Source organism: Paenibacillus sp. 2TAF8 (genome assembly GCF_052114825.1).
Lineage (GTDB): Bacteria > Bacillota > Bacilli > Paenibacillales > Paenibacillaceae > Paenibacillus.
This window is the reverse complement of record NZ_JBFRFN010000042.1, coordinates 1-14,840: the sequence shown is the minus strand read 5'-3', so window position 1 is coordinate 14,840 and position 14,840 is coordinate 1. Positions and strand designations below refer to the sequence as shown.

14 protein-coding genes and 1 pseudogene are annotated in these 14,840 nt (G+C 40.8%); 8 read left to right on the top strand and 7 right to left on the bottom strand.

Annotated elements, in window-relative coordinates; all coding sequences use genetic code 11:
* From AB4Z30_RS29650 to AB4Z30_RS29640, 3 genes are all read left to right on the top strand, one after another.
* On the top strand, positions 1-341 hold a 341-nt coding region (locus AB4Z30_RS29650), incomplete at its 5' end, for a carbohydrate ABC transporter permease (RefSeq protein ID WP_441931192.1).
* 19 nt (positions 342-360) lie between these two features.
* Complete coding sequence (locus tag AB4Z30_RS29645) at positions 361-1,191, top strand: carbohydrate ABC transporter permease (RefSeq protein WP_441931193.1); 831 nt, start codon at positions 361-363, stop codon at positions 1,189-1,191.
* A 71-nt stretch (positions 1,192-1,262) separates the two neighbouring features.
* On the top strand, positions 1,263-2,045 hold the full coding sequence (locus AB4Z30_RS29640) for a glycoside hydrolase family 43 protein (protein ID WP_441931191.1): 783 nt from the start codon (positions 1,263-1,265) through the stop codon (positions 2,043-2,045).
* A gap of 894 nt (positions 2,046-2,939) precedes the next feature.
* Here AB4Z30_RS29640 and AB4Z30_RS29635 read toward each other — a convergent pair.
* Positions 2,940-3,286: pseudogene (locus AB4Z30_RS29635) on the bottom strand (cupin domain-containing protein); the annotation flags it as partial.
* Positions 3,287-4,133: 847 nt separating this feature from the next.
* Between AB4Z30_RS29635 and AB4Z30_RS29630 the strand changes: the two are divergent.
* The 3 genes from AB4Z30_RS29630 (at position 4,134) to AB4Z30_RS29620 (ending at position 6,002) form a co-directional block, all read left to right on the top strand.
* The gene (locus AB4Z30_RS29630) at positions 4,134-4,847 is read left to right on the top strand and encodes a DUF421 domain-containing protein (RefSeq protein WP_441931190.1); all 714 of its coding nucleotides are present in this window, start codon (positions 4,134-4,136) and stop codon (positions 4,845-4,847) included.
* Between the two features lie 22 nt (positions 4,848-4,869).
* Positions 4,870-5,490, top strand: coding sequence for a histidine phosphatase family protein (locus AB4Z30_RS29625; RefSeq protein ID WP_441931189.1), 621 nt, complete (start codon positions 4,870-4,872; stop codon positions 5,488-5,490).
* 407 nt (positions 5,491-5,897) lie between these two features.
* Complete coding sequence (locus AB4Z30_RS29620; protein ID WP_441931188.1) at positions 5,898-6,002, top strand: IS3 family transposase; 105 nt, start codon at positions 5,898-5,900, stop codon at positions 6,000-6,002.
* A 72-nt stretch (positions 6,003-6,074) separates the two neighbouring features.
* On the opposite strand, the gene AB4Z30_RS29615 is transcribed toward AB4Z30_RS29620, so the two are convergent.
* Positions 6,075-7,454, bottom strand: a complete 1,380-nt coding sequence (locus AB4Z30_RS29615; RefSeq protein ID WP_441931187.1) for a sugar phosphate nucleotidyltransferase — start codon at positions 7,452-7,454, stop codon at positions 6,075-6,077.
* Between the two features lie 11 nt (positions 7,455-7,465).
* The gene (locus AB4Z30_RS29610; RefSeq protein ID WP_441931186.1) at positions 7,466-8,281 is read right to left on the bottom strand and encodes a DUF6492 family protein; all 816 of its coding nucleotides are present in this window, start codon (positions 8,279-8,281) and stop codon (positions 7,466-7,468) included.
* Positions 8,282-8,478: 197 nt separating this feature from the next.
* Here AB4Z30_RS29610 and AB4Z30_RS29605 point away from each other — a divergent pair, with 197 nt between their 5' ends.
* On the top strand, positions 8,479-9,240 hold the full coding sequence (locus tag AB4Z30_RS29605) for a YheC/YheD family protein (protein ID WP_441931185.1): 762 nt from the start codon (positions 8,479-8,481) through the stop codon (positions 9,238-9,240).
* A 559-nt stretch (positions 9,241-9,799) separates the two neighbouring features.
* Here AB4Z30_RS29605 and AB4Z30_RS29600 read toward each other — a convergent pair.
* The 4 genes from AB4Z30_RS29600 to AB4Z30_RS29585 all read right to left on the bottom strand — a co-directional run bounded on the left by AB4Z30_RS29600 (position 9,800) and on the right by AB4Z30_RS29585 (position 13,486).
* Complete coding sequence (locus AB4Z30_RS29600) at positions 9,800-11,287, bottom strand: oligosaccharide flippase family protein (RefSeq protein WP_441931184.1); 1,488 nt, start codon at positions 11,285-11,287, stop codon at positions 9,800-9,802.
* A gap of 84 nt (positions 11,288-11,371) precedes the next feature.
* On the bottom strand, positions 11,372-12,490 hold the full coding sequence (locus AB4Z30_RS29595; protein ID WP_441931183.1) for an amidase domain-containing protein: 1,119 nt from the start codon (positions 12,488-12,490) through the stop codon (positions 11,372-11,374).
* A gap of 27 nt (positions 12,491-12,517) precedes the next feature.
* Entirely contained in the window at positions 12,518-13,129 is a 612-nt protein-coding gene (locus AB4Z30_RS29590) for a class F sortase (protein WP_441931182.1), read from the bottom strand.
* 66 nt (positions 13,130-13,195) lie between these two features.
* The gene (locus AB4Z30_RS29585; protein WP_441931181.1) at positions 13,196-13,486 is read right to left on the bottom strand and encodes a hypothetical protein; all 291 of its coding nucleotides are present in this window, start codon (positions 13,484-13,486) and stop codon (positions 13,196-13,198) included.
* 224 nt (positions 13,487-13,710) lie between these two features.
* Here AB4Z30_RS29585 and AB4Z30_RS29580 point away from each other — a divergent pair, with 224 nt between their 5' ends.
* Positions 13,711-14,577 carry a DUF421 domain-containing protein gene (locus tag AB4Z30_RS29580; RefSeq protein ID WP_441931180.1) on the top strand — a complete coding sequence of 289 codons (867 nt, stop codon included), beginning with the start codon at positions 13,711-13,713 and terminating at the stop codon, positions 14,575-14,577.
* Positions 14,578-14,840: the final 263 nt, after the last annotated feature.

The following is a 14,840-nucleotide window of genomic DNA, read 5'->3' as shown; positions in this document are numbered from 1 at the left end:
ACAATGAATATTATGAGGCTGCTTCCATTGACGGGGCATCTGCTTGGCAGAAGTTTAGAATGATCACAATGCCATTATTAAAGCCGACCACGGTATATGTTACCACAATTAGTGTTTATGCAGGTTTAGCCATGTTTACCGAGAGCCTGATGATGTTTAACGGTAACAAATCACCCCAAAATATTGGTTTAACCATTGTTGGATACCTATATAGACAAGGGATTGAGCAGAATAAGCTGGGTTACGCAGCTGCAGTTGGTATCGTTCTGTTAGTCATTGCTATGGTTATTAATTTAACGCAGTTGAAATTTAGTGGAATGTTCAAAAAGGAGGAGGATTAGAGTGGGCGAAAGTCAGACGATGAATAATTTTATTTCCAGAATAGTAATTATTTGTTTCTTCGTTATACTATTCGTTATAATTATGATTCCATTCTATGCAGTGGCCCTATCTTCCTTTAAACCAGGTGAATCATTAATTAGATATGGTCTTAACCTAAGTTTGGATTTTGACATCATGAGTTTTGATAATTTCATCTATCTGTTTACTGGACAACATGATTATTTTGTGTGGTTTTGGAACAGTATGATTTTAACAATCGTTCAAGTGGTTTTAACACTTTTTGTAAGCGCATTTGTTGCATATGGTTTTGCAGCATATCATTTTAAAGGTAAGAACTTCCTCTTTATATGTGTTTTGCTCATTATGATGGTGCCTTTCGAAATACTGCTGGTTCCCTTGTACAGCCTAATTAATGATTTGGGAATGGTGAATAGCTATTCGGCAATCATTCTGCCCGGTATAGCCAATGCCGCGACAATATTTTTCTTCAGGCAATATCTACGAAGCATACCCAAAGAGATTATTCAATCTGGGCGGGTTGATGGCGCAAACGAATATGCGATTTATTTCAGACTAATTATGCCGATTATGAAGCCATCCTTTGCGGCAATGGCTATTTTGAATGGGATGAATAGCTGGAATAATCTGTTGTGGCCATTCATGGTGCTCGGAGATCAGAGTAAATATACACTTCCAATCGGTTTGAAAACGTTGTTAACTCCTTATGGCAATAACTATGACCTATTGATCGTGGGCTCCTTCTTCTCCATCATTCCAATTTTCATACTATTCATTGCCTTCCAGAAATATTTCATAGACGGTATGACTGCAGGTGCTGTTAAAGGGTAGTAAAAATTAAGATGAAACAGGTGATAAGATGGAAATCCAACAAGGAGCATCACACGAAATTCAACCATTAATTGAACAAAGAGCTGATCCTTTTATTTACACCCGAACTGCATTTTATTGATGACAAATGGTACGTGTATTTCGCTGCCGCACACACGACGGAAACGAATGAAGGCTTGTTCGACCATCGGATGTACGTGCTAGAGAATGAAAATGTCAATCTGCTCGAAGGCAGTTGGATGGAAAGAGGGCAGGTTCGTACCGAATGGGAAAGCTTCGCCCTCGATGCCACGACCTTTGAGCATAATGGCAGCCGTTATTACGTGTGGGCACAAAAGGATCCGAATATCGAAGGTAACTCTAATCTGTATATATCTAAAATGAGCAATCCATGGACGCTGACTGGGCTGCAAACGATGATTTCGCTGCCGGAATATGACTGGGAGATCATTGGTTATAAAGTGAACGAAGGCGCGGCATTTCTTCGTAAGGGTAATCGGCTATTCCTCTCTTACTCGGCTAGCGCCACCGATTTCAATTATTGCATGGGCCTACTTGAAGCCGATGTAGATGCTGATTTGCTCGATGCCACCTCATGGCGCAAGTCGCAAACAGCGGTTCTCTCGACAGATGAGAGCATCTCAATATATGGTCCCGGTCATAATTCCTTCACGGTGTCAGAGGACAACGAAGAGACGCTATTTGTGTTTCACGCAAGAACGTACAAGAACATTATAGGAGATCCGCTGTACGATCCGAATCGCCATACATTTGTGACAGAGCTTTTGTGGACGGCTGACGGCAGACCCGATTTCCGCAGCTCTGCTGCAGCACTTGCACGTTCTTTACAATGAACGAGTGTCCCAACAAGGTTGGTTGGTGGATTTGAGTTCGTTTATCCAACTTGCCAAAGAGAGACAGTAAGAACATCTAAGGCACCTTACTGGGTGCCTTCGAAAGAAATTGAGGCGAGTTATGGATGGAAGAAGGGAAGAGGTTTGTCGAGGGAAAAGAACATAGTCCTATTGCCGATTAGTTGGATATCTAAACATAGATCAAATGAAATTAAAACCTCTGAAATTAAAACCTCATTAAGTGTCATAATACATGAAAATTTTCAAATTTGTTAGAACAACTGATACGATGAGAGGTTAAACATGAGTAACTAGGTATATAAAAGGGAAGTATTAGACTTAATTTAGCTTTGAGGACAAGAACATGTTCCTATTACCGTTTTGATGAATAATTAGTATGAGTAGTGAGCTCCTTATGTGTGACTAACAGGTTTAAGGAAGAACATAGAAGAGTAGTTTCACTGCAGCTGTAGTCACATTCGAAATGGATAAAACAAGCAAGTCATTAAGCACTGTAGTTAAAGTAAAAAGGATTAAAGCGAAGATAGGAAATGCCTTCATAATAAGACTTGATCAGGGTAGTTGAATTTGAGGATGGTAGATCATATGGATGAGGTTGTGCATAGAGCCTCTAATACTTCAGAAATGGAATATCTCACGAACAAAGTGTTTGCCTCATGTGAAAAACAACCTACATGATCATTATAATCAACTGATCAACCTACCTATAGTAAATGAGTGAATTTTAATCGTTACTGTTTTGATGAAGTCCACGTTTTCATTATGACTTCTGCAATGATTAATTTCACATAGTATAAGCCCGATTTTTCTCTACGCGAATGATGAGGAATATGGATTTTGTAGTAATTTTAGATTTAATTGAAATACGATCAACTAACTTTCAGAAGACTTGGTAATGGCTTTCGTTTCATGAACTGTTCCATAAGGATGCTCAGGTGGCGCATAGTTAACGTATACTTTAAGAGGTACGCTGCCTGTGTTGGTGATATTGTGCCATTTTCCAGCAGGCACCATAACGGCATAGTCCTCACAGGCCATCGTTTGAAAATTCACTTTGTCTTTCTCGTCACCCATTGAACAACTCCATGACCTTCTTCAATGCGAATGAATTGATCGGTTGTCGGATGGACTTCCAATCCGATATCTTCGCCAATACGGATACTCATCAGAGTCACTTGAAAATGTTTTCCTGTCCATAGAGCCGTACGATAATTCTGATTAATCTCTTATTTCTATATTTTCACCAGAGTGACTATGGTTCACATTTCCATGGCAGTACGAAGGGGAGAGGCCCTGTCCTTTGTTATTCTGGATGTTAGACATCGGATTATGCCACTGATTATGATGAAATAATTTATGGTACATACTCATTCTCCTTCTATGGTGAAGTGCAATTCTCATTGAAAATGGAGCAAAGATTAAAGAGGTATGAAAAAAAGAACGATTCACGATTGATGAATTTTTGGAGCATCTATGTAAAAAAGAGTATCAACCGGTCAAAGTTAACTCACTAGGCTATCATATTCTACTGAAAAGGAGCCGTGAGCCATCATCATGGATGGACACAAATTACCAGACACATTAAAAGTAGCAGGATATAACGAGGAATGGGTAAGGAAGACCTTAGTAAGCTTAATTGACTTTGAGTCAAGTTTCTATTGGTCAGGTGGATAGCCAAGGAGAAATGACCATTCAGACAGTGACAGACTCTTTCCACAAATTTAAAAATTCAATTCCCACGGATCAAGTATCAGATTTAGTTAACAGATTACAAGATAATAATTTAAGATTTTTTCGAAAATTTGCATCGAATGATAAGGATTGTCTCAAGTATCAAGAAGCGCTAGACCAATTTCGAGGAGCAATGCAGGCTTATCAAAATCAATAAATATCAACACCATTAAACAATTAACTTACTTTCGCACTAGAATGTTTACTTAAAATCCCAAGCCAGAGTTAGGAATTTTATTAATTATGATCATGTTTGGAAATCATTACATTGTATCAAAAAATGGTGCTGGAGCATCATTGTAACAATAACGTTTAACGATTGAAGGAGTGCTTAGCTTGCTAGATCATTTCATGATTCTAATTAGAAGTGTCTCTGCCTTTTTACTTCTATTAGTTATCGCACGGATATTGGGTAAACAAACCTTGTCAAACATGAATTTTCATGAGTTTGTCACTGCAGTAATAATGGGAGCGATTGCAGCCAATTTAGCTTTTAATGAGAAGATGGAAGTCATGCATCTTCTCATATCGTTAATTGTTTTTACTTGTACCTCCTATCTGTTGTCTAAAATGAATCTAAAAAGCAGAAAATTACGTTTAATGGCTGAAGGCTCACCAACTGTATTAGTTGAAGGGGGAAAAATTATGGAGAATAATCTCGCAAAGAATAAACTAACATTAGATTCCTTGAACCAGATGTTAAGACAAAAAGATATATTTAATATCGAAGAAGTAGAATATGCATTGCTGGAAGTGAATGGACAAGTTTCAGTGATGAAAAAAGCCGGTTACAGAATAGCTACAGTTCAGGATGTACATAAAAAATCTGAACAGAAACAGGAACGTATGCCTGTCGAGTTGGTTATGGATGGAGTGGTTTTAGTGATGAATTTGAAGTTAAATGGTATATCCGATGAAGAGTTATTAATACAGCTTGAATCAAACAATAAGAAAGTCGATGATGTCTTCTATGCAGTAAAAGGAAGCGACGGAAGATTATATATCGATTACTATAAAGATCAATTAAAACACCCTGTTGATATAGAATAAAAGAAAATGAGGTGGAACAAAAATGTACCGTTTGTTCATAGTAGTACTTTTTCTGTTGCTTGGAAGTACCAATACTGCCGGAGCATCAGAGCTTTCTGCTAGTTCTCTAATACATGATCTTCAAAATGGTGGGTACATACTTTATATCCGACATGGAGATGCAACTTTAGGTGAAGATCAACAAGATCTTAGTTTGACAGATTGTACTACACAAAGAAATTTAAACGCTTTGGGAAAGGAACAGGCTAAGAAGTTTGGTAATGCTATTCGAAAATTAAATATTCCTGTTTATATGCCCGTGGAAGGTAGCCCCTTATGTAGAACCGTCCAAACGGCTCAAACTGCTTTTGGTATACAAAATGTAAAAGTTAATGATTTCTGGCTAAATATATATAAACTCAGTCAAAATCCGAGCACTGAAACCATAAACAGTACACTACAAGTTTTTACCAAAGAAGTTGAACATACAACTCCAAGTAATTTTAACAGGGTAATTGTAGCTCATTCTTTTCCTCCAGGGTTAGGGTTGGGAGAGCTCTCAAGTATGGAAACTGTTATTATACAACCTCTGGGAGATCAAAGAGGGTATAAGGTTGTTGGGAAACTGAAATTAGAAGACGTTTTGCGGCTAGCAGGAATGTAATACTATATTAAATTATCTTCGCACTGTTTTTAGATTTCATGATGGACTGAACGATTAAGAGCAGCTTTAAGCACAAAAGCTGCTCCTCATTGAGTTTTCATTGAATTCACTCTATTTCTTCATCTTCATGTCTGGGGATAAATTCAGCTTGCCAAGTTATAGTTTAGCATGTTGTTGTATCTATCAGCATGTTTTTGTTCTTAAAAAATGATTCACCACACGGTATCTTTATAGATTCCATAAGGAAGTCCGAACCAAATCCTTCTATACTTTTCTATAGCTGTTAATCCACCTTCAAAAGCTCTTTGTAGTCCACTTAAATATGAAATAATTAGGCCCGGTTGTTCGTTACTTTCACCTGAAGACTGAGAAAATTTATTTGAATAAGACAGTAAACAAAGCAGAGGTTGAACAGCATAAGCGAATACATATTGTTTTACAACCAAAACCGATTTCAGAAAAAACTAAAAGACCGTTCCCCGGTAGAATACCGGGAAACGGTCGAAGCTTAAAATTTGTCATTTTTAGTACTGTCTATTTGACAGGGTTATGACCATATGAGCGGATTTTTTGTTCATCTAGCATTAATCCGGTGTTTTATAAGATCCTGCAATCTCAATCATTACCTTCCAGTCCTCTGCATGATAAGGCATGCGCTCCTCATTCTCCGGTACGCCAAGCTGGACCTCATGAATTACCATCCTGGTTTCGGCCAGAATAGAAAAGAGGCTGTTCAAGGTAATCGCAAACTGATTGCCTGTGGTTACCTGCCTGATCTGCCCGTTAATAAGCACCTGCCCACTGCCTGAAATTACAGTCCATGCTCGGCACCCTAATCGATGCTGGCGTAATCCGATATGTTTGCCAGGCAAGAGAGTCATATTCAATGTGGTTACGGTTGTATTTTCGTCTTCTACCGACCTCTCCATGACGCGATAGCTGCCCCAAGTTGCCTCGACGTACATTGGTTGCAGTGGAATACTGCCCAATTGCTCTTTAATTTCATTTGAATCTTTTTTGTTGGCTATGAGAATTCCGTCCGGACTTGCGACAGTGATAATACCTGGGACTCCAATGACGTGGATTGGGTAGGGGAGCTCGTTAACGATGTAGGAATCCGGGGAGGATTCCGATATTCTGCCGTGTCCCAATACATTGGAATCCAACTGCTCACACAGAGCACCCCAGCTCCCGATATCCTGCCACATACCCTCATATGGCAGTACAACTGCCCGTTGCGATTGTTCAGCAACTTGTTTGTCAAAACTGCGTTCAGGTAACTGTTCATACAGGGTTAACAATTGTTCGTAATGAACCGGAAGGCCATTTTTTTCAATATGGGACAACATAAACGCAAGAGAGAAGGCATACACCCCGCAGTTCCACAATGCGCCATGCTGTAGCAGGGTTTCAGCGACATCCAAATCAGGTTTCTCTATGAATTGTGTAACCGGTGCATAACCGTTAGGTTCTTTTCTTCCTGGCAGGATGTATCCATATTGTTCTGAAGCGTATGTGGGCCTTGTCCCCATTAAAATGATATCGGCATGAGTCTGTTTCAATATATCCGGAAGTAATTTGAAGCTCTTAAAAAAGTCCTCATCTGCTAATACATCCGCTGGCGCGATACAAATCATATCGTCAGGTTCAGCCGCTCCGGAGGATTTCAGATACAAGGTCGCCAAGGCAGCTGCGGTAAAAGTCCCCCGTTTAAAAGGTTCTCCAATGACGGGTATCTTGCCTTTGGTATGACGGGCTGTAATGTCGGTCTGGTCCTGATGTGAAATGATGAGCGTTGAGTCCAGTAGGCCTGAGCTGTCAAGCTGGCGGCATACTCTGCTGATCATGGATTCCCTTCCACCTGCAGGTGACGGAAGTATATCCACGAACAGCTTGGAGCGAAGCTCATTGGACAGCGGCCAAAGCCTTTTGCCTGCGCCGCCACATAGCAGTACGATATGCATGGTCTTCCTCCTTATGCTCGGGGAGTTTTGCTATAGATTTTACGTTTGTGAAAAGAGAGAGATCGGTATTTAAGCGCAAAATTGCGAATTTGTTGTTCTTTTAACGAGGAAGCGTTCATGTTCAGACTTTTATTCATGGAACTCTTCAGGGTCATGCTTGCCGGGTTTTTCGAATACATAAAATTGGCATAGGTTTCATACTCGGAGAACCCAAACTGCTTCTTCTTATTGATATTCGAGATAATCGCTTTGTACCATGGCAGCTGATGGATCGTTTCAATTTTCTTTTTCAGAGCAGAGAGTTTCGACTTTTCGAACAGCATATAATGGGTGACAAAAGAGCGTGGGCGCGGCGCTTTCATGTCTAACAGCTTGCGGTAGGTGTTGAAATATTCTGGCTGACTCCAGTCGCGACAGTAAAATACCGTCTTATTATCAACAATAAATGTATGAGGTTTAATGAGTACCGTATCCGCATCCATCACCAGAAAGTGCTTCGCTCTCACAATGTGATCCCCGTTCATTTTAAGCAGTTGTTGATATAACCAGCCTGAGCGGTCCCAGCGTGATGATTGATAGTGTATATCATGTTTGGTGATAGGCAGGACTGATCGCTCGTTAACAAAAATGCAGTGTTTGCGGGAACAAAGTTTTCTGATTTTGTTGCTGGTTGGGGAAACAATAAAAATCTGTCCAATCGGATGCCGTACATAACGGCGAATATTATCGATAACTTGAGGAAGGGTGCTCAAATCTTTTTCGATCGCAGGTATAAGAACATCGATCATAGGTGCACGATTTAACTTTATTACACGCTGAACTGGCATCTTCTCAACTCCTTGCACAAATGGTTACGTCTTGTTCATGATATGTGTGCAAAATTGGTTTGGTCAGGGCATGTGCGAACATACCATTTTTACGAACAAGGGCATTTGATTAGGGTTGTTTTATCGGTATTACATATAATGCATGATCTTGATGAATCATCAGGGTTTGATTCTTTTGTTGAAGGGAGAAGTGTTATATGGGGGTTGATAAATTGAAGCCGTTAAGAAGCAAATGGTTGAAAACAAAGGTGATCCTCAATAATGGTTCTATCAAACCATTTATACCTGATACGCAGCGATATAACAAAGCCAACCTGTGGTCCATGATCAGCAGATACGGTATGGTTTATATTAAACCCGAGATTGGCACTTACGGAATGGGTGTCATAAAGGCGGAGATGGTGAGTCATCAAAATTTTGCCTATCAGATTGAACAAAAACGATTGTCGTTTGACAACTTTGACTCGTTCCATGCAAGTCTTGTACGTCTGGTGCATAAAAGAAGCTATCTCATTCAGAGAGGAATCGATCTGCTTAAGCACAACAAGAGGCGTTTTGATATCAGAGTCATGATACAGTTAAGTCCCGACAATCAGTGGGAGGCTACGGGAATCATCGGCCGACTCGGTCATCCGAAAAAAATCGTGACCAATTATCACAGCGGTGGTAAACCAATGGATGTTCACAGACTGCTGGAATCTCATGCATCCCTGAAACGCAGAAATGAACTCATCCAGGAGATGAATGAGCTTGGATTACGTATTGCACGCCACATGAAGAAAAAATACCCGTACCTTAAGCAAATCGGCGTGGATATTGGGTTGGACCAGAGTTTGAAACCCTGGATTATTGAGGTGAACGTCAAACCGGACCCTTATATTTTCAACCAATTAAAGGACAAGAAAATGTATCGAAGGGTGATAAAATACTTCCGCCATGCTGCTAAAAAAACAAAATAAAGCTTCTCTTTTAATCATAACAATATCACCCCCTCAGTCCGTTCTTTGTCGTCATAGAATTTTGCGAAAAAAGTGAATCTATACCGAAAATTACTCTTAGCAAAAATCCAGAAATGGCAGCATGAAACGAAGCCCTGCTTAGTGGTTTTTTAAAACTGTGCTTCTTAGGATGTATGAGAAATTAGAACGTTAAGAGGCCTCGAAGGCAGATAGCGCAACCTGAAAAACCAAGATTCTCAAGCCTTCGTACGGCTTGTCTTAAATCGCTTCTTGCTGTCGCTGCTCAAAATAGTGACTGCCTAAATCTTTGTAATCTTCTCGCCCATTCTGCCCACGAACACCCCGCGAGCTTCCAAAAAGGAGCAACATACCGTGATGCACCACCAGCCGTAAAAATAGTATAAAACGCCGCATCAAAATTTTCATTACGCCGTGGTGCCCCGAGAGGGGCATACATGGCTAATGGGCAAGTTAGTTTGAAAATAGAAGATCTTAATACAGCAATTCTCCTTTCCTCGTGATATATTTCAGAAAATCAACTATTAAAGAGTCAACGAACTTAAAAGCGTCGACTCATCCATAGATGTATCAAAAGCAACGATCCTCCATATATCAACATGCCTAATACTGCACCTAAGGTTCCCTGGAATAAGTTAAGAGTACAAGTACGAATCAGAAAACCTAGTGCAATACCTCCTACAAAAATGAATAGAGTAGAAGCTGCCATTTTTCCAATTTGTAAAGGACGCAGCAGTAATCGAAGTGCGAAAATATTGGCAGCTAGAATGATCAACTCCATTAGCAGAATGCCTATAACGGCTCCATACAGCTGCAGGTATGGGAGTGGAATAAGGAAATAATGACAGCATATAGCGAAAACAATACCGATCGCAGTAGCAACAAAGGTGACCCTTTTTTGTTCTCTTGCCCATAGGATACTGGTTGTAATTTCTCTCACGCCTACAAAAAGGGAGATCAGAGATAAGCTTTTGATGAGGTGACCTGCTTCTGTAGAATTAAATAGGATGAGAGCCAGTTCTTCTGCATATACCATTAAAAAGAGAGTAGAGATGATTCCCCAGGACCAGGCAAAGCGTATGGACTTTAGACTGTAGTGTTGAAATCTAAAGCTTTGTTGTTCTCTCCAGGCTGTAACTAACTTCATGGTCATCGTGTGGGAGAGAGCTGCAGTTACCAGCGTAGGCATGTAGGCAAGCAAGAGGGCCATCCCTGTAAGGACGCCGAACAAAGCGGTTGCCTCATGTGAAGAATAACCTGCATGCTGCAGTCTTGCAGGGATGATCAGCGCATCGGCTATATCCGAAAGAGGGATCATTAGCCGGGTAAGACAGATCGCAATGGAACTTCGAACAAACCAGGACATATCACCTTTAGATGTCGCTATAGGCAAATTACCTTTATATGTAGAGCTAGCCGTATTCCTTATGTAAGTGATAAACAAAAATAAAAAAGCAGCAATTCCACCTAGACTGGTTCCTATCATACTTAAGCCCCCAGCAAACATTTCTCCTTGAGGCAAAAAATAAATACATAACGTAAGCATCGCAGTGACCCTAACTAACTGCTCAGCGACCTCCGAAAACGCAATATCCTCGTATTTTTCAAGTCCTTGCAGGTATCCTCGAAATAGAGCAAGCAGCGGTACAATAACAAGAGCAGGTGCTAGTGCACGAATATAATAGTAACTATTCGTATTACCAAGCATATCTGATATTTGTTCAGCGAATCCGAGTGTGATGGCAAAAGCGAAGACTCCTCCGGACAATAGCCAGAGGCTTAACTTCTTGAACCAGATCCAACCCATATTCTTATTTCCTGCTGTATATATAGCTAGAGCGGTTGGAAAGCCACTTGTAATCAACATCAAAGCGAATCCAAAATAAGCATAAGCGATTTGAAATAAACCGATTCCTTCAGCACCAATGATTCGAGTTAGCACTACCCGCCCTATGAGTCCAATGATTTTAGTTAACGTTATGCCTCCTAAACGAATACCCGTTTGTCGAATAATCGACGACTTAAACATGACTTCAATCTCCTTCCAGCCCGACATGTCCACTTTCAAATATATGAGCTTGGAAGGAAATGAAGTACTACAAACAATAAACAGCTAATCTTTAATATGAATGAGCAGATACTGTGTCTGATCATCCCATCCCAAATCAAAAGGAGCCTTGTATCGGTCAGCGGTATGCGAGTTCACGAGTGGATAGCCATGATGATCAAATCCGGTAACGATGGAGAAGTGATCCACATCGTTATGCATAACATGTGCAATCAAGTCGCCTGAAGCTAGTTCCGACAGAGGGCTGTGCGGATGTCTGTACGTAGGCTTGACCAGATCTTCGAAATGGCCTAACGCGACACGTTGACCATAACCGCTGTGTACTAAGAACCGCTTAAAAGCATCGGTCTGTACCCAAGTTCGAGTACCACCGCTGCGATAATGATATCTCCAGGGGCCTCTCATGTTAAGGCCGCCTCCTTCTTCAGGGTCACCCAAAACCTGAGATGCAAAGTTCGTACAATCACCGCCCAGGTGATTGTAGTTCTTGTATTTTCCGTTGTATTTCCCTTCATTGCCAGCCCCCCAAGCGAGTCCCGCATATTTATGGGCATAGGCAACTGCGCGCTCACGATCATAACGTTTGCCCTTTGAAACACTACGAGGTGAAGAGGGGAGAGAAGGTACTCCCTCAGGAATTTTTTTCGGATTTTCCTCCAGTGGGTCCAAAAACCACTCCTTGGAAACTTTCCAACTGTTTTCTTTCTTGCTTAACGCCATCACATGCCAAGTCCCCAGACCAAACGATTGTTTCAATGAAGGAGTGTCTTGATACGCATACGTAATTTTTTGTGAATGCCCAAGTGTGAGCTTTACCTGATCACCTTGTTTTTTTATACCACGGATGCGTAAACTGGACTGACTGTCCGAAATAACCATGTGGCGTTTATCCGCCCAAGCATGTAAATATGCTGCCCTATTGTTTTGAATAGCCAAAGCCTGTCTGCCACCCTTGGAGTTTGTATCATAATATGTGTCCATTGCGTGGTTCGGATGAACCAAATGGTTGGAACGTTCTCGAAACAGCTCATTTAAAAAAACCTCTATTTCCTGCTTGGATACTTCCTCTGGACTTAGTGAGGCAGCGAACAGCGGAGGAGATACACACAAAAAAAAGACAACGGTCGTTAAAACCATACTTCCGATATACTGACGTACTGGCATTACGATCTCCTTTTCTTTCTTATTCATTTATTGAACAAGTCGTGTGTAGATGACTAAACGTTGTTCATGTTCTTTTTTGCTGCGATTATAGATGCCAGTACACGTAATGAGATTAAGGCGATACTCATTGGTGTCTCCAAAGATACGGTCAAGAGGAGCATCCTTGGTAAAATAAGACTCGTTTTGCTCCACACGATAGATCAGGACATTGTCTTTTGCATCAAATAACAGCACGAATGAACCCGGCTTCACCTTCTTTAAAGGGTAGAATATGCCAGGTCCTTTATAATCATCTACATGGCCTGCAATCAGGGCATTCCCTGGTTCACCTAGCTGTACACCATCCTCATAGTAACCTGCGACTTCACTTGACTTTGGAACACCAAGCCTGCCATCCCGTTGTAAACCAACAGGAACGACCTTTGCACTCAGACGGACTGAAGGAATACAGATCCGAACCGGTTTAAAGACGGAAATGGTTGCATTAGGTTTGGAGAACTCTTCAAAACGAGTCTGAAACGCATCCAGGTGAAAAGGCTTTGAAGGTTTCTCGGATTCGCTTAAAACATTCCTCCAACCCGCAAAAACCATAAATGCCACTACAAAGAGCAACATCATTAAAAAAAATCGTTTCATCATCGTTATCAACCCCGAACATTAACCAAGGACAAAGAAATCCCTTTCTTTGTCCTTGATTCTAATGGTTTACTCGCTTACGCCGCCGTAACCGGATTTAGGCAAGGCATGAGGCTTAACACTTTTTGCGCGAAGCTTATGCTCTTCACCCTTGGCTTTTTTGTGTAACTTGTGTTCTTCTTTTTTGGCTTTCATATGCAATTTGTGCCCCTCGTTCTTTGCTTTCATATGCATATGATGTTCAGCTTTATGCACAGATTTCTCCATTTTGTGCATAGGCTCTGTGGCAGCGGATGCCGATACAGCAGTTGCAGCAAACAGCATGCATGCAGACATGGCAGTAAGAATTGTCTTGTTCATGTTAGTTTCCTCCTTGAGTGGAATGGGTTTGATTTTACTCCAATAAGATTGACTAAGTTGAGTATTTTTATGTTGAAAAAATCTGGATGTTGGCCAGCTTACATTCAAACTGTTCCACACTTCAAACGACTTTGTATACATTCTGAAAGCCGTGGTAATTATAACCTTTAAATAAAGCAGGCAAAACCTTATTACATTCTTGAGTAGAGAAAGGAATACGCAGCATGCCAGAATGGTTAGAGGTCGTATTACGAACGTTATCTGCTGTAACTATGCTGTTTGTCATCACCAAAATTTTGGGTAAACGGCAGATATCCGAACTTTCTTTGTTTGAGTACATAACGGGTATCACTTTAGGGAATTTGGTCGGGTACATCTCATTGGATACAGATACCAAATGGTATCTGGGATTTTTAGCGGTATTTGTATGGGTTTTCGTATCGGCAGGAGCCGAATATTTAACCTTAAAAAGTAAAAGATTTCGGGACATTGTGGACGGGAGATCAACGATTCTTATTGAGAATGGGACATTAATTGAAAAAGCGTTAAAGAAAGAACGGCTGACGATGGATGAATTTCTGGAGCAGCTTCGAAAAAAAGATGTGTTTCGAGTGGCTGATGTGGAATTTGCAGTTATGGAGCAGAGTGGAGATATCAGCGTGATGTTAAAAAAGGAGTATCAACCCCTAACCCCTGATATGTTAGGCTACCATATCTCATCGGAAAAGGAACCCCGAACCATCATTATGGATGGCCATATTCTACCGGAAACATTCACAAATACTGAAATAAATGAGGACTGGATCAAAAAAGAACTTCGTAAACTGAACCTTACTATAAGTCAGGTTTCCATTGGTCAGGTCGACAGTAAAGGAGAGTTGACCGTACAGACGGGAACGGAGGCTTTGCCTAAGCCAGCCAATACTACTCCAAACGCTCAGATTAAAGATCTGATTCAACGATTAATGGATGATTTAAGGCTGCGAAAGGATCTCGCATTGGATGATAAAGATCGTCTGAAATACCAGGAAGCATTAGATCAATTACAAACTTCGATGCATGCATATCAGAAAAACGAACCTCGAAATTAATTCACACAAAAATTAACTAAAACGCAAAAAGCCCAAGTTTCGACTTGGGCTTTTGTTTTATTATGGCTTTAGCCAGTTGAGTGCGTGAAACGCGCGAAACAAAAAACCACCCGCTATGCGGGTGGAGGGATCGAAGGTTTAACCACCAAGACCATTCCGATAAAATTGAGATGTTCAGGCTCAAAAGAAAGGAATGGTCTTAGATGGCAAACAAGAGCTATAGCCTAGCTCACACAAAGTGGATGTGCAAATACCACATACAT

Coding starts and splice junctions, on each gene's coding strand:
- AB4Z30_RS29645 (WP_441931193.1), top strand. CDS start 361: ATGAATAATTTTATTTCCAGAATAGTAATTATTTGTTTCTTCGTTATA.
- AB4Z30_RS29625 (WP_441931189.1), top strand. CDS start 4,870: ATGTACCGTTTGTTCATAGTAGTACTTTTTCTGTTGCTTGGAAGTACC.
- AB4Z30_RS29615 (WP_441931187.1), bottom strand. CDS start 7,454: ATGCATATCGTACTGCTATGTGGCGGCGCAGGCAAAAGGCTTTGGCCG.
- AB4Z30_RS29610 (WP_441931186.1), bottom strand. CDS start 8,281: ATGCCAGTTCAGCGTGTAATAAAGTTAAATCGTGCACCTATGATCGAT.
- AB4Z30_RS29605 (WP_441931185.1), top strand. CDS start 8,479: ATGGGGGTTGATAAATTGAAGCCGTTAAGAAGCAAATGGTTGAAAACA.
- AB4Z30_RS29600 (WP_441931184.1), bottom strand. CDS start 11,287: ATGTTTAAGTCGTCGATTATTCGACAAACGGGTATTCGTTTAGGAGGC.
- AB4Z30_RS29595 (WP_441931183.1), bottom strand. CDS start 12,490: ATGCCAGTACGTCAGTATATCGGAAGTATGGTTTTAACGACCGTTGTC.
- AB4Z30_RS29590 (WP_441931182.1), bottom strand. CDS start 13,129: ATGATGAAACGATTTTTTTTAATGATGTTGCTCTTTGTAGTGGCATTT.
- AB4Z30_RS29585 (WP_441931181.1), bottom strand. CDS start 13,486: ATGAACAAGACAATTCTTACTGCCATGTCTGCATGCATGCTGTTTGCT.
- AB4Z30_RS29580 (WP_441931180.1), top strand. CDS start 13,711: ATGCCAGAATGGTTAGAGGTCGTATTACGAACGTTATCTGCTGTAACT.